This is a genomic window from Pseudomonas sp. 30_B, assembly GCF_017491605.1.
GTDB lineage: Bacteria > Pseudomonadota > Gammaproteobacteria > Pseudomonadales > Pseudomonadaceae > Pseudomonas.
The window spans coordinates 15970-29772 of sequence record NZ_JAFGYY010000022.1 but is presented as its reverse complement, the minus strand read 5'-3'; the positions used below and the strand labels follow the sequence as shown (position 1 = coordinate 29772).

The window sequence follows — 13803 nt, the reverse complement described above, 5'->3', positions numbered from 1 at the left end:
GTCAGACGGGGGCGGTCAGTTCTGCGCCCAGCCTTCGGCATGGAGTTGCTGGGCGAGCACGCCCAGGCGCATGGTCAGCACGCGGTTCTCGCCGTCCTCGATCAGCGCGGCACGCGCGTCACGGAAGACTTTCTCGATGGGGTACTCGCGGGAGGTGCCCGCACCGCCGAACAACTGCAGCGCCTCGTCCGCCACGCGCATGGCGGCCTCGGTGACCGTGACCTTGGCCGAGCCGGTGACGTAAGGGTGGGTGTTGGCGGACAGGCGTGCGTAGGCCAGCGAACGACGCGCCGTGGCGCGCGCCAGTTCGACCTGGCGCAGCATGTCGCCGAGGCGATAACGGGTGAGCTGGTGGTCGATCAGCAGGCGGCCGCCCTGTTTGCGCTCATGGCAGTACGCCAGCGCCATCTCGAAGGCAGAGCGCGCCAGCCCGGTGAACACCTGGGACATGTGCGTGCCGGCATAGGACCAGGCGGAGGCCATGTTGCCGTAGTACTCGTCCTGCAGGGCAACCGCGTAGCGCCTGGGTACCCGTACGTTGTCGAAGTAGATTTCGCCCTGGGGCAGCGGGCGCTGGCCGATCTTGTCCAGGGGCTTGCCACGGCTCACGCCCGGCAGGTCCAGCGGCACGATCACGGCCATGCCGTGGGGGCGGCCGTCCGCCTCGAAGAAACCGTTGCCGTAATCCGCGCCGATGTAGCAGAGGGCGACCTGGGCCACCGCGCCGTTGGAGACCCAGGCGGAGCACTGGCCGTTGATCACGATGTCGTCGCCGCGCAACTGGCCCCAGACGTTGCCCTTGTTGCCGTTCTGGCCGGGGACCCACTCGCGGGCCATGTCGAACACCTGCACGTCGCTGCCCTTGTCGGGCTGGGTGATCATCCAGCAGCCGATCTTGCCGGTGCACAGTTCAACCAGTTCCTGGTTGCCCGTGGCCACGGCCATCTGCAGCGGGAAGCCGGCGGCGCCGAGGGATACGCCAAGCCCGGTGTCGCCCCAGCCCAGCTCCTCGCCGATCATGGATTCCACGCGGATCGCCGTGGCCGGCGGCAGCTCCTTGAGCAGCTCCGGGCTCAGGCCCAGCTTGGCGTACTCGGCGAACACGCTGTAGTAGGGGGAGCCGGGCGCGACCACGTCGCTCGCGCTCATCTTGTCCAGCTCGGTTCCCAGAGGGCGCAGCACCTCGCGGGCGAAGCGATGCACCGAAGCCTGGATGGCAGACTCTTCCTCGCCAAGCGGGGTTTCGAAGCCGGTCAGGCCGACGTCGGGCAGGGTCAGGTGAGATTTCAGTTGCATGGTTTCCGCGCCTCGCGCTGTTCTTGTCGTGGCTGGAATACTGCTCCTGATCGGCGCTGGTTCCTTTCAGCAATTGAGCGTATTTTTGTCAAAATCCGCTCATCATGGAGGACGCCATATGCTGCAATCCAGCTGGCTGCAGGTGCGCGAGGAACTGGGGCAGATGCCCATTCTCGAAGGCACCATCGGCGGCGCGACGCCCCTGTTCGTCGAGCGCTACATGTACCAGACCATCGAGCGCACCGTGTCTGGACTGGGCTGCACCGGCCTGGTGAGCCAGTTCGGCGGCGGGCAGGTGCTGGAGGGCGAGCAGGACCACTGGCGGAGCCAGAACATCCCCACCAATACGCTGCTGGTTCCGCGCGGCGCGGCCACCCACTGGCACTATTCAGGCACGGTGGATTTCGCTGTCTTCTATTTTCTCGAAGACGGCAACGACACCATGGCCAACCTGGAGTCGCTGGCGGATGCGCGAGGCCAGCCGACGTCGTTCAGTGACCCCCTGGTGGGCGCCGCCGCGCAGCAGCTGGTGAGCGAATTGCACAAGGGCATGATGGCGGACCAGGCCTTCATGGCGCAGTTGGCGGCGGTGATGCTGGAGCAGACCTATCGCGTGCTGACGACGCCCGCCTGCGGCGGCATCAACCCGCGTCACGCGCATTTCTCGCGCTTGCAGGCGGTGCTCAACCACATCCACCAGAACCCGGCGGAGGATTTGTCCGCAGATGCCCTGGCGCGCCTGGTCGGCGTCAGCCAGGCGCATTTCCGCCGCCTGTTCCTGGAGGCGGTGGGCATGCCGCCGCATCGCTATGTGCTGGCGGCGCGGCTGGAACAGGTACGCAAGTTGTTGAGCCTGTCGGAGATGCCGCTGGTGCGCATCGCCCAGGAATGTGGCTTCAGCAGCCAGAGCCACCTGACCGCCTGTTTCCGTGCCGCTCACGCGGTGACGCCGGCACAGTTCCGCGCCAGGCTGTCGCGCAACGCCAAGCCAACGGCATAGCGAAAACAAAAAGCCCCGCCTGGTGTGGCGGGGCTTCCAGACATCGGGTTCGCGGCGATGTCGGCAGGGATCAGCCCTGCGGTACGACGCGTGCGTCGCCGCCGGTGCCCTCGATGTAGACCGCCATGCCCTGGCTCAGGTTCTGATTGACCGGCTGGGTGACGGACACCAGTACGCCGCTCTTCATGCGGACGATGATCTGCTGCGCTTCCTGGGGCTGGTCATACTTCTTCTTCTCCGCATAGTTGCCGGCCAGGGCGCCGCCCAGCACTCCGGCGACCATGGCGACGTCACGGCCGGTGCCCTGGCCGATCAGGCTGCCCAGTGCCGCGCCACCGACGCCGCCCAGTACAGCGCCGATACCGCTGTCATGGTTGGTCTGCATCTGCGTCAGGGTGATCTGCTCGATGCGTCCGGTACGAATTTCCATCTCACCCGGCCCGCCATTGCCCGGGCCCACGTTTGCGCAACCGGTCAGGGCTGCGGCGACGAAGAGAGCAGCGATCCACGAAGTCATGGGTTTCATCAATAAATTCCTCACATAGGGCTGTTGCACTGCCGATCATTTTTCTGGTGATTTTCGAGTGCGGTTTCCATGCCATCCGGATGCTCAGTCCTGGCTGATCCGGATTTCTGCTCCATTGAAATGGGCGCAGGCAGCTGGAGCGTAGCGATGCGGCGTGGGCGTGGCTAGTCCATTCCACCTGGCAACGTTAATTTCGTCACCCGTTTTGCTGCGGCAGCTCTGTGGCAAGAGCTTGGCGAGTCAGTGCGCTGAAGTTGGCTCGAATGTGTTGTGCATCACAAAATCGTCAAGGCAAGTGGCGTTCAACGGGTCCTGCCTCAAGCAGACGATGTTGATTGACGGGGGTTGTCAGTATCGTTGCCCCTCACGCCAGGATGCGGAATTGCGATGGGCGTCGTGCGCGAGTCCGTACGAATTTTCCGGTTTGCACTATGCTGGCAGGGCGTGAGCCGCCGAATTGCTCGGGTGGGGCCGATGCACCAGTACCGCAGAAACCGCGTAGGGGAACGGTACGGAGGGCGGAGCGAATTGAATGAGGTGGAGGTCAGGGCCAGGGACTTGATCTCCCTGTTCGTCGAACGTCGCCGTCTCATTGCGCCACATCCAATTAGAAGTCCGAATAATCTGGAAGGGATACCACCATGAAGTTTGCCTTTGCCCCAGTCCTCGCGGTAGGCGTGTTCGCTTTGCCATTGTCGGCAATGGCCGGGGGAATCATGCTGTACGAGGTCGGCACCGATAACGTCGGGCTGGCCAACGCCGGTGCTGCGGCCAGGGCCCAGGGGCCGAGCACCCTGGCCAGCAACGTGGCGGGCATGGCGCTGTTGAAAGGCACCCAGATCACCGCCGCCGGGCAGCTGTTGCACAGCAACCTGGAGTTCCACACCGATTCCGATACCAACATCGACGGCGGCGACAGCGGCAACGCACTGGAGTGGCTGCCGGGCGGGAGTTTCTTCGTCACCCAGGAGTTGAACGATGGCTGGTCGGTCGGCTTCGCCGCGTACGGGGACTTCGGCCTCAGCCTGAACTATGACAACGACTGGCAGGGCCGTTACTTCCTGCAGAACGGCTCTATCCTCGGCATGACGCTGATGCCCTCGGTGGCCTATCGCATCAACGATCAATGGGCTGTGGGCCTGGGCGCGCGCGCCTTCTATGCCGCGCTCGACTCGAAGATGGCGGTGGACAACGATCCCCTTGGCGTCCTGGATCGCCCCGATGGGCGCATGAAATACAAGGACAACGACTGGGCCCTCGGCGGCAACCTCGGGGTGATCTACGAGCCTCGCGAAGGCACCCGGCTGGGCCTGAGCTATACCAGCGAGATCCACGTCAAGTTCGAGGATCGCATGGACCTCGAAGGGCTGGGCCCGGTCGCCACGACGGCGCTGGGCAACCGCGGTGTGCTCGATGCAAACACCAAGATCGACATGAACGTCCCGCAGACGCTGACGCTGAGTCTCTTCCAGCAGCTCGATTCGCAATGGGCCTTGCTGGGCAGCCTCGGCTGGCAGGACTGGTCGCGTTTCGATGAGATCGGCGTCGATCTGGACAGCGCCAATCCCCATTCGGCGACGTTGAATACCCATTACAAGGATACCTGGCATGCCTCCGTGGGCGCCCAGTACCGCTTCGATCCGCAGTGGCTGTGGAACATGGGCCTGGGCTACGACAGCTCCGCCGTCAGCGATCACAACCGTTCCCTGACCGTCCCCACGAACGAAAACTGGCGCCTGGGTACCGGCTTTACCTATTCGCTGGACAAGAATACCGACATCAACTTCAGCTACGAACTGGTATGGATGGGCGACATGTCCGTCGACCAGCAGAAGCCGTTGCCGCTCAACGATCCCAAGCGCGTCTCGGGCGAGTTCGACAATGCCTGGATCCAGGCCTTTGCCGCGAGCGCGACCTGGCGCTTCTGAGGGCGCACAGGCAGGTTGACTGAACGCTCGGGCGGCCTTGGGGCCGTTCGAGCACGGACGTGGTGTTTGCACGGGAAATACGCCCCATTGGCGTCCCGCCCGCGCATTGCGAGCCACACGGATTGCCAAGGACGCTGAAGGTAGCGGTTCCGACGTCCTCGTGGGCCGCTGGAATCTCTGCACGGACACCTGAATGTCCCAGACCGATGAACTGATCATCTGCGAATACTGCGATGCCGTTTACCAGCGCGCGCCGCTGCAAACCCGTCAGCGTGCGCTGTGCGTGCGCTGCGGCGGCGTGTTGCAGCGGCACGTCGCGCTGACGATCGAGCAGCGCCTGGCGCTGAGCCTGACTGGCGCGGTGTTGCTGGCTTTCGCCAACTTCTATCCGGTAATGACCATCGGCATGCAGGGGATTCACAATTCGGCGACCCTCTGGGACTCGGTGCTGATCCTCAGTTCCGGCACCATCACCTTCATCGCCCTGGTGATGGCCCTGGCCATCATCATTGCGCCCGTGCTGCAGGTGACCTTGCTCATCTGGCTGCTGGGCTTCGCCCTGTGCGGGCGCCGCGCACCGGCCTTCGCCCTGTGCATGCGGGCGCTGGAGGGCGTGCGGCCGTGGAGCATGCTGGAGGTCTGCCTGCTGGGAACCCTGGTGGCGGTGATCAAGCTGGCCGGGCTGCTGGAAGTGATCCCCGGCATCGGCCTGGTCGCCCTGGCCGCCCTGAGCATGCTGCTGATCTACGTAGCAGGACGCGATATCCGCGACCTCTGGGGGCAGGTGTGAGTCAGCCCCCACTGGCGGCGGAGCTGAATCTGCGCCTGTGCCATGGCTGCGGCCATGCCTGCGACCTCGCGCGGGACTCGCATCGTTGCGAGCGCTGTGGCGCCCCGTTGCACGCGCGCAAGACCGACGCCATTACCCGCGGCTGGGCGTTCCTGCTGTCAGCGTTGGTGTTCTACGTGCCGGCCAACCTGCTGCCGGTGATGCGTACGGAGATGCTCGGGCATGGCTCCGACAGCACCATCGGCGGCGGCGTGCTGGAGTTCTGGGAGGCGGGCGCCTGGGACATCGCGCTGATCATCTTCATCGCCAGCGTCGGCGTGCCGGCGATCAAGTTCTTTTCCCTGGGGCTGCTGCTGTTCACCGCCCAGCGCCGCAGCGCCTGGGCACGCCGGCAGCGCTCGCAGCTGTACCGCTTCGTCGAGCTGATCGGCTACTGGTCGATGCTCGATGTGATGGTGGTGGCACTGGTCGCCGCCCTGGTGCAGATGCAGGGCTTGGGCACCATCGAGCCGCGCCCCGGCATTCTGTTCTTCGGCCTGGTGGTGGTGCTCACCATGCTTTCGGCCATGAGTTTCGATCCACGTTTGATCTGGGACAGCGATCCGCAGAAGGGAGACAAGGTCAATGGTGCAGGACACCGATAAGCAGTCGCAGCCAGGACAAGGCGAGGTGCAGACCCGCCGCTGGAGCGTATCGCTGGTCTGGATAGTGCCGATCGTGGCGATGCTGATCGGTGCGTCCCTGGTGGTTCGCAGCTGGATGCAGGAAGGGCCGGTCATCTCGATCTCCTTCCATACCGGCGAAGGCCTGGTGCCGAACAAGACCCAGGTGAAGTATCGCAGCGTGGTGATCGGCGAGGTGCTTTCGGTCGAACTCGCGCCCGATCGCAAGAGCGTGATCACCAAGGTCCAGCTGTCCAAGGAGGCCGAGTCGTTCGCCCGACGTGGCGCCCAGTTCTGGGTGGTGCGGCCGCGTATCGGCATCGGTGGCGTGTCCGGGGTGGATACGCTGCTGTCGGGCAACTTCATCGGCGCCGATTCGGGGGATTCGAAGGTCTCGGAAAAGAACTTCATCGGCCTCGAATCGCCGCCGCCGATCACCTATGGCGAGAAGGGCAAGCGCTTCATGCTCAGTGCCGACGACCTCGGCTCGCTGGATATCGGCTCATCGATCTATTACCGGAAGATCCCGGTGGGGCAGGTGGTCTCCTATGCCCTGAAGGCCGATGGCAAGGGCGTGGACATCGGAATCTTCGTCGAAGCTCCTTACGATGCCTTCGTCACCCAGGACACGCGCTTCTGGAACGCCAGCGGGGTCGATGTGGCCGTGGACGCCAACGGCCTGCGGGTCAATACCGAATCCATGTCCTCGATCCTGGTGGGTGGCCTGGCCTTCGGCAGCCCGCCGCATGCGGGCGAGTCGGCGCCGGCGGCTGACCTGCAGGTGTTCGAGCTGTTCGGCGATCGCGACACGGCACTGGCGCCGCCCTCCGGAAGGCCGGTCTACCTGAGCCTGCGTTTCGACCAGTCCACGCGGGGCCTGTCGGTGGGCGCGCCGGTGGAATTCCTGGGGGTGGAGTTCGGCAAGGTCACCTCGGTACAGCTGGACTACGATCCGGCCAAGCAGAGCTTCCCGTTCATGGTCGAGACGGTGGTCTATCCGAAGCGACTGGGACCGATCCACCAGAAGATGCTGCAGCTCTTCCATCACACGCCTGAAGATGAAGCGGGTACCCGGGACATGGTCCGTACCTTCATCGAACGGGGCCTGCGTGCCCAGGCCCGCAGCGGCAACCTGATCACCGGGCAGAAATACATCGCCCTGGACTTCTACCCCGATGCCGCGCCAGTGGCGTTCAAGGACACACCCCAGCCGTACTCCATCCCCACCATCCCCAGCAACCTGGAGCGGTTGCAGGAGCAGTTGCAACAGGTGGTGGAACGCATCAGCAAGCTGCCGCTGGATCGCATCGCCAACAACCTGGATGGCAATCTGCGCGAGTTGCAGAGCAGCCTGAAACAGTTCAATACCCAGACGCTTCCCGGTGTGACCAGCACGCTGGCCGAGGTACGGCAGACCCTGCAGTCGGCCAATGCGGCGCTGGCGTCGGGCTCTCCGCAGCGCGAGCAACTCAGCGAAACCCTGGACGATCTGGATCGTACGTCGCGTTCGTTGCGTGACCTCTCCGACTACCTCAGCAGGCACCCCGAATCGCTGATTCGCGGCCGCCCGAAGTCCGCGGACCCGAACGACCTGCAGCCCTGATAGCGCATTGCCAAAGGAGTGAACTCAGATGCCGAAGCTGCAAAAACTGTTTATTGCCGGACTGCTCCCCTTGTTCTGGGGATGCAGCAGCGCGCCCCTGCATTACCACACGCTGGTACCGTCGCAGCCGGCGCCGCAGAGCAGTGCGAACATTCGTATCGAGCGGGTGAGCCTGCCGCCGCAGGTGGACCGCACGCAACTGGTCATCCGCCAGGGGAGCAACGGATTGCTCATTCTGGAAACTGAATGGTGGGGCGCCAATCTGACGGACGAGTTCCAGAGCGCGCTGCAGGATCAGCTCGGCACGCCCACCGGCGGTGCCGCGCCCACCCTGTTGCGGGTGGACGTGCAGCGCTTCGACTCGGTGCCCGGCAGCTACGCATTGCTGGACGCCACCTGGCGCCTGAAGCGCCCGGGCGAACAGAAGGAGCTCACCTGCCGCACCACCGTACAGACCCCCGCGGACAACCGGGTGGAGAGTCTGGTGAGTGCGCACCAGGTCAATCTGCGCAAGCTGGCCGGCGCCATCGGCCAGGCCGGGAGCGGTACCGGGCTGGGGCGTTGTCCCGCGCCGGTGAACTGACAGGCCGGGCTCATCGCCGCTATCGCGCTCTGCCAAGTCTGATAGTCTCAACCGCACCCAGTTCGATGGCGAGTGATGGAAAAAATGCTCAACGATTCTCCTGTACCCCAAGCGGTCGATAGCCCGATCACCCGTAGCGCGATCTTCCTCGTCGCAACCTTGACGCCCGGTGAGGAACATCTGGATTCGGTGCGTTCGCTGTGCGGTGACGTAGCAGCCCTGGTCCGCTCGGTGGGCAAGCGCGTACCCGCTGGCAACCTTTCCTGCGTCGTGGGCTTTGGCTCCCAGGCGTGGGACGTCCTCTTCGGCGCTCCGCGTCCCGCATCGCTGCACAGCTTCCGCGAAATCGGCACGGGCGAGCGCGTTGCCGTCTCCACGCCCGGCGACCTCCTGCTGCATATCCGCGCGGAGCAGATGGACCTCTGTTTCGAACTGGCGACCCTGCTGCTCGCAAGGCTGGGCGATGCCGTCCGCGTGGTCGATGAAGTCCACGGCTTCCGCTATTTCGACATGCGCAGCATGGTCGGCTTCGTCGACGGCACCGAGAACCCGGTCGGCCGTGAGGCGGAGCACTTCACCCTGATTGGCGAGGAGGATGCGGACTTCGCCGGTGGCAGCTATGTCCTGGTGCAGAAGTACCTGCATGACATGGCGGGCTGGAACGAGCTTTCCACCGAGGCCCAGGAACGCATCATCGGGCGCACCAAGCTCTCGGATATCGAGCTCGACGAGTCGGTGAAGCCGAGCTGTTCCCACAGCTCGCTGACCACCCTGGAGAAGAACGGCCAGGAAGTGAAGATCTTGCGCGACAACATGCCCTTCGGCCGCCCCGGCTCGGGGGAGTTCGGCACCTATTTCATCGGCTATGCCCGCTCGCCGGAGCCGGTCGAGGAGATGCTGGAAAACATGTTCATCGGCCGCCCTGCGGGCAATTACGATCGCCTGCTGGACTACAGCAAGGCGGTGACGGGGAGCCTGTTCTTCGTGCCGTCCGCCGATCTCCTGGAGTCGCTGGCCGACAAGGCGCCATAACCCAGAGGCCACGACTCAGGCCCAGGGCGCCCCGGCGCGGAACTGCTCCCCGATCCTGCGCCGGAAGGCCTCGGCGGTGGCTGTGTCGTAGCGCGACTGTGCGTGGAAAGTCGCCCCGCAGAGTGTGAAGCGCCCCAAGTGGCCCACAGGAATTTGATCTAGCTTGAATGGAGGGGAGCCGGCGGCGCAGTGGTGTCTGGCTCCACGAGCACTGGGCGTCGCCGCGGATTGCGCGTTCGCTCCCCTTGTCCCTGCCCCATGGGTGACGACAGCAAGATGGCCTCCCACAAGAAAACTTCCGCCAAGAAAGCCAGCAAGACCGAATCCACAACCCGTTTTCTTTCCCGTGAGGAACGCCTGGCCAACGGACAACGCCTGCGCTCCCAGATACCCCGCGAAGCGCACGCCAAATGGAAAACGCCCGGCCGCCAGCGCGACGTGATCGCCATCCTGGAGAAGTCCAACCGCGACCGAGTCAAGGAACTGGTGCCGATCCGTTACGGACGCATGCTGCGTTCGCCCTTTACCTTCCTGCGCGGCTCGGCGGCGCTGATGGCTCGTGACCTGGCCACGGCGCCACACATCGGCGTGAACGTACAGGCCTGCGGTGACTGCCACCTGCTCAACTTCGGCCTGTTCGCCACGCCCGAACGCAACCTGGTCTTCGATCTCAACGATTTCGACGAAACCTTGCCCGCCCCCTGGGAGTGGGACATCAAGCGCCTGGTGGCGAGCTTCGCCGTGGCGGCGCGCGATGGCGGCCTGTCCGATGCCCGTGCGCGTGATGCGGTCGTCGCCTGTGCGCGTTCCTACCGCGAGAACCTGCGCGCGTATTCGAAGATGAGCCCGCTGGAGGTCTGGTACTCGCGCCTGGATACCGACGCGCTGCTGGCGATGGCGCCCGACGCCAAGACGCGCAAGTTCCGCCAGCAACTGTTCGATCGTGCTCGCGAACGGGTGATGGAAAGCGCCTTCCCGAAGATCGCCGCGCAGGTCGGTGGTCAGCCGCGCATCATCGACCAGCCGCCGATCATCTATCACGTCGCCGAACACGACTTCATGCAGCGCGTGGAGCGCAGCCTGATCGATTACCGACTCAGCCTGTCGGATGACCGGCGGGTGCTGTTCGATCGTTATCGCGTGGTGGACGCAGCGGTGAAAGTCGTCGGCATCGGCAGTGTCGGTACCCGCTGCTTCATCGTGCTGATGTTCTCCGAAGAGAACCATCCACTGATCCTGCAATTCAAGGAATCCTGCCACTCGGTGCTCGAACCCTACGCCGGCAAGAGCCAGTACGGCCACCAGGGGCAGCGGGTGGTGATGGGGCAGCGTCTGATGCAGTCCTCCAGCGACATCTTCCTCGGCTGGATGCGCAGCCCGGCAGGGCGCGACTTCTTCGTCAGGCAATTGCGCGACATGAAGCTGTCGGTGCCGGTGGACAATTTCACCGCGCCGCAACTGGAGCGTTATGCCGACATCTGCGGCCTGACCCTGGCCCGCGCCCACGCCAAGTCCGGCGATGCGGCGACCATCAGTGGTTACCTGGGCAAAGGCGATGCCTTCGACGAGGCCCTGGGAGATTTCTCCTTGCTCTATGCCGACCAGACCGAGCGCGATCACGCGGTGCTGGTGAAGGCTGCGCGTGCCGGGCGGGTGAACGTGCTGATCGAGGAGGAGTAGCTGGCACCACGGATGGCGTTGGTGACGGAGGATTTGCATTGGGGGCGCTGCTGAGCGCGATTGCGCCGCGGATGTCGGCGCACTGATCGGCGCCGATCCTGATGGGGGCCTGTCATGAAAGATGCCGCTGGCGGCAGTGGTTTCTGTGCCGCAGGCAACAGTAAAAATAGCGAACTGCCACTATCTTCTGACGATAATGACTAAATAGAAGGGCTCCACATGGACGGTTCCGGCAAGAAAATGACGCTGACAGGGCTGACCACCCTGGTGGCGGTGAACATGATGGGCTCGGGCATCATCATGCTGCCGACGAGCATGGCGCAGCTCGGGGCGATTTCGCTGCTGTCCTGGGCCGTCACCGCCGTGGGGTCGATGGCCATCGCCTACTGCTTCGCCCAGTGCGGCATCTACTGCACGCGCTCGGGCGGGATGTCGGCGTACACCGAGGAGGCCCACGGCAAGTCGGCGTTCTTCCTCTGCTCCTATCTCTATTTCCTGTCGCTGGCCATCGGCAACGTGGCCATCGCCATCTCGGCGGTGGGCTACCTGACGCCCTTCATTCCCTGGCTGGGCACCGGCGCGATGCCGCTGTTCATCGGTTCGGTGGTACTGATCTGGCTGACCACCCTGGCCAATTTCGGCGGTCCCAAGGTGACCGGGCAGATCGGCTCGCTCACCGTCTGGGGCGTGATCATTCCCGTGGCGGGCTTGTCGGTGATCGGCTGGTTCTGGTTCGACAGCTCGGTATTTGCCGCCGCCTGGAACCCCAACGGCATCGCTACCCACGAGGCGATCACCCAGAGCATTCCGCTGACCCTCTGGGCCTTCCTCGGCATGGAGTCGGCGGCGCAGAACTCCGATGCCGTGGAGAACCCCAAGCGCAACGTGCCGCTGGCCTGCCTGCTGGGTACCCTTGGCGCGGCGGTGGTCTACGTGCTGTCCACCTCGGTGATCATGGGCATCGTGCCGAACGCCGAGCTGGCCAACTCCAGCGCGCCCTTCGCCTATGTCTACGCGAAGATGTTCAACCCGGTGATCGGCAACATCATCATGGGGCTGGCGGTGATGGCCTGCGTCGGCTCGCTGCTGGGCTGGCAGTTCACCCTGGCGCAGACGGCCAAGATCACCGCCGACCAGCGCATGTTCCCCAGACTGTACAGCCGCGTGACCCTGATCGGCGCACCTATCGCCGGGCTGGTGGCGAATGCCGCGCTGCAAAGCGCGATGGCGGTTTCGACCATTTCGCCCAATGCATCCGAGCAGTTCGGCAAGCTGGTCAGCCTGGCGGCGGTGACCAACATCGTGCCGTACATCACCGCGCTCTCGGCACTGCTGGTGATCATGCAGAAGGCCGGCGTGGTCGGGTTCCCTCGTTACCGCAACGTCATCGCGCTGCTGGTCGCCATGGTCTACAGCTTCTATGCGCTCTATGCCTCGGGCATGGAAGCGGTGTTCGGCGGCATGATCGTCACGGCAGTGGGCTACCTGATGTTCGGCTACATCGCCGACCGGCTGCTCGAACCGCAGTCGCCCGCCCGCGCGGAGGGCCGGCCATGAAGCGCATGCTCCCGCGTATCGCGGTCCTGCTGGCGGCCATGCTGCCGTTGCTGGCGCCGGCCCAGACCCTCGAACGAATCCGCAGCAGCGGCACCCTGACCCTGGGCTATCTGCCGGACCTCCCGCCATTCTCGGTCGGCGAAGGCGAGGGCGCCTCGGGTTACGGCATCGACCTGTGCCAGAAGGTGGCTGACCAGCTCAGGATCCAGCCGGGGCTGGCGCAGATGAAGGTGCGCTTCGTGCCGCTGACACCGGACAAGGCCACGGAGGTGGTGCAGGGCGGCGGCGTCGACCTGCTCTGCAGCCCGATGGTGGAAACCCTGAAGCTGCGCCAGAGCCTCGACTTTTCCCTGCCGGTGTACACCGCCGGACTGGGTGTGGTGGTGCGCAAGGATGCACCGCCGTTCCTGATCAAGGCGCTCAACGGCGAAGTGGACCAGAACGGGCCGACCTGGCGCGCGACGCTCAATCGCGGCCTGGCCGCCTACAGCTTCGCGGTGCAGGGTGGCTCGGCGGTGGAAACCTGGGCCCGTGAGCGGATGCGCTTGCTGAAGATACTGGTGACCCTGCGCACCGTGGCCAGTCCGGGCGAGGGCGTGGGGCAGGTGGCGGACGGCAAGGTGAATGCGTTCTTCGCCGACCAGATGACCCTGCGCAGCCTGGTGGCGCGGGGCGGCGCCAATGCCAACCTGAAGGTGCTCGACCGCCGCTTCGAGTTCGCGCCGGTGGCACTGGCCATGCCTCGCGGCGACGAGGACTTCCGCCTGCAGGTGGATACGGCGCTGAGCCAGGTCTATCGCTCCGGCGCCATCGGGCCGCTGTACGGCAAGTACTTCGGCGCGCCCGGCGAGCTGGACCAGACCCTGTTCAAGGTCTATTCGCGGCCCTAGCTCGCCCGGCTCACGGCAGCTGTCGCAGGCAGTTGCCGGCGCCGCACGGGGCGGTCGGGGTCCGCCGCTCCTCCAGGCTGGCCTGCTTCGCCGAGGCTTCGTACAGGTCCAGCATGTGCCGCGCGGCCAGCAGGCAGCCGCAGATGATGAGGGTGATCAGCAGCGGAATGAACCTGGACATCGCAATGGCCTCGTCGACTAACCCCGGGTTTCGCACGTTAGTCGGTGAGGCCGAAGGCCAAATCGTCCGCCAGGA

At 64.8% G+C, this 13803-nt stretch carries 13 protein-coding genes; 10 read left to right on the top strand and 3 right to left on the bottom strand.

Annotation, left to right across the window (positions count from 1 at the left end):
* Positions 1-15 precede the first annotated feature (15 nt).
* Positions 16-1296: an acyl-CoA dehydrogenase family protein gene (locus J5M67_RS21290; RefSeq protein WP_207887309.1), complete on the bottom strand. Its 1281-nt coding sequence runs from the start codon at positions 1294-1296 to the stop codon at positions 16-18.
* Positions 1297-1414: 118 nt separating this feature from the next.
* Here J5M67_RS21290 and J5M67_RS21285 point away from each other — a divergent pair, with 118 nt between their 5' ends.
* The gene (locus J5M67_RS21285; RefSeq protein WP_207887308.1) at positions 1415-2296 is read left to right on the top strand and encodes a helix-turn-helix domain-containing protein; all 882 of its coding nucleotides are present in this window, start codon (positions 1415-1417) and stop codon (positions 2294-2296) included.
* A 70-nt stretch (positions 2297-2366) separates the two neighbouring features.
* On the opposite strand, the gene J5M67_RS21280 is transcribed toward J5M67_RS21285, so the two are convergent.
* Complete coding sequence (locus tag J5M67_RS21280; protein ID WP_207887307.1) at positions 2367-2822, bottom strand: glycine zipper 2TM domain-containing protein; 456 nt, start codon at positions 2820-2822, stop codon at positions 2367-2369.
* A gap of 641 nt (positions 2823-3463) precedes the next feature.
* Here J5M67_RS21280 and J5M67_RS21275 point away from each other — a divergent pair.
* The 9 genes from J5M67_RS21275 to J5M67_RS21235 all read left to right on the top strand — a co-directional run bounded on the left by J5M67_RS21275 (position 3464) and on the right by J5M67_RS21235 (position 13547).
* Positions 3464-4750 (top strand): OmpP1/FadL family transporter, encoded by a 1287-nt coding sequence (locus J5M67_RS21275; protein WP_207887306.1) that lies wholly within the window; start codon positions 3464-3466, stop codon positions 4748-4750.
* Between the two features lie 193 nt (positions 4751-4943).
* Positions 4944-5540, top strand: a complete 597-nt coding sequence (locus tag J5M67_RS21270) for a paraquat-inducible protein A (protein WP_207887305.1) — start codon at positions 4944-4946, stop codon at positions 5538-5540.
* Positions 5537-6184, top strand: a complete 648-nt coding sequence (locus tag J5M67_RS21265) for a paraquat-inducible protein A (protein WP_207887304.1) — start codon at positions 5537-5539, stop codon at positions 6182-6184. Before J5M67_RS21270 ends, J5M67_RS21265 begins: the two co-directional genes overlap by 4 nt.
* Positions 6165-7805, top strand: a complete 1641-nt coding sequence (locus J5M67_RS21260; protein WP_207887303.1) for an intermembrane transport protein PqiB — start codon at positions 6165-6167, stop codon at positions 7803-7805. The genes J5M67_RS21265 and J5M67_RS21260 overlap by 20 nt, the downstream gene beginning before the upstream one ends.
* 28 nt (positions 7806-7833) lie before the next feature.
* Positions 7834-8388, top strand: coding sequence for a membrane integrity-associated transporter subunit PqiC (locus J5M67_RS21255; RefSeq protein WP_207887302.1), 555 nt, complete (start codon positions 7834-7836; stop codon positions 8386-8388).
* Between the two features lie 84 nt (positions 8389-8472).
* The gene (locus tag J5M67_RS21250; protein WP_207887301.1) at positions 8473-9420 is read left to right on the top strand and encodes a Dyp-type peroxidase; all 948 of its coding nucleotides are present in this window, start codon (positions 8473-8475) and stop codon (positions 9418-9420) included.
* 276 nt (positions 9421-9696) lie between these two features.
* Positions 9697-11100, top strand: a complete 1404-nt coding sequence (locus J5M67_RS21245; protein WP_207887300.1) for a DUF2252 domain-containing protein — start codon at positions 9697-9699, stop codon at positions 11098-11100.
* A 219-nt stretch (positions 11101-11319) separates the two neighbouring features.
* Complete coding sequence (gene potE / locus J5M67_RS21240; RefSeq protein ID WP_207887299.1) at positions 11320-12657, top strand: putrescine-ornithine antiporter; 1338 nt, start codon at positions 11320-11322, stop codon at positions 12655-12657.
* Positions 12654-13547 (top strand): amino acid ABC transporter substrate-binding protein, encoded by an 894-nt coding sequence (locus tag J5M67_RS21235; RefSeq protein ID WP_207887298.1) that lies wholly within the window; start codon positions 12654-12656, stop codon positions 13545-13547. The genes potE and J5M67_RS21235 overlap by 4 nt, the downstream gene beginning before the upstream one ends.
* Before the next feature lie 10 nt (positions 13548-13557).
* Here the strand turns inward: J5M67_RS21235 and J5M67_RS21230 are convergent, their stop codons facing one another.
* On the bottom strand, positions 13558-13728 hold the full coding sequence (locus J5M67_RS21230; protein ID WP_207887297.1) for a hypothetical protein: 171 nt from the start codon (positions 13726-13728) through the stop codon (positions 13558-13560).
* Positions 13729-13803: the final 75 nt, after the last annotated feature.

What these genes read in the sequence shown, in the direction of transcription:
- J5M67_RS21230 (WP_207887297.1), bottom strand. Translation starts at nt 13,728, where the DNA reads ATGTCCAGGTTCATTCCGCTGCTGATCACCCTCATCATCTGCGGCTGC.
- J5M67_RS21280 (WP_207887307.1), bottom strand. Translation starts at nt 2,822, where the DNA reads ATGAAACCCATGACTTCGTGGATCGCTGCTCTCTTCGTCGCCGCAGCC.
- J5M67_RS21260 (WP_207887303.1), top strand. Translation starts at nt 6,165, where the DNA reads ATGGTGCAGGACACCGATAAGCAGTCGCAGCCAGGACAAGGCGAGGTG.
- J5M67_RS21235 (WP_207887298.1), top strand. Translation starts at nt 12,654, where the DNA reads ATGAAGCGCATGCTCCCGCGTATCGCGGTCCTGCTGGCGGCCATGCTG.
- J5M67_RS21285 (WP_207887308.1), top strand. Translation starts at nt 1,415, where the DNA reads ATGCTGCAATCCAGCTGGCTGCAGGTGCGCGAGGAACTGGGGCAGATG.
- J5M67_RS21250 (WP_207887301.1), top strand. Translation starts at nt 8,473, where the DNA reads ATGCTCAACGATTCTCCTGTACCCCAAGCGGTCGATAGCCCGATCACC.
- J5M67_RS21275 (WP_207887306.1), top strand. Translation starts at nt 3,464, where the DNA reads ATGAAGTTTGCCTTTGCCCCAGTCCTCGCGGTAGGCGTGTTCGCTTTG.
- potE (WP_207887299.1), top strand. Translation starts at nt 11,320, where the DNA reads ATGGACGGTTCCGGCAAGAAAATGACGCTGACAGGGCTGACCACCCTG.
- J5M67_RS21255 (WP_207887302.1), top strand. Translation starts at nt 7,834, where the DNA reads ATGCCGAAGCTGCAAAAACTGTTTATTGCCGGACTGCTCCCCTTGTTC.
- J5M67_RS21270 (WP_207887305.1), top strand. Translation starts at nt 4,944, where the DNA reads ATGTCCCAGACCGATGAACTGATCATCTGCGAATACTGCGATGCCGTT.
- J5M67_RS21290 (WP_207887309.1), bottom strand. Translation starts at nt 1,296, where the DNA reads ATGCAACTGAAATCTCACCTGACCCTGCCCGACGTCGGCCTGACCGGC.
- J5M67_RS21245 (WP_207887300.1), top strand. Translation starts at nt 9,697, where the DNA reads ATGGCCTCCCACAAGAAAACTTCCGCCAAGAAAGCCAGCAAGACCGAA.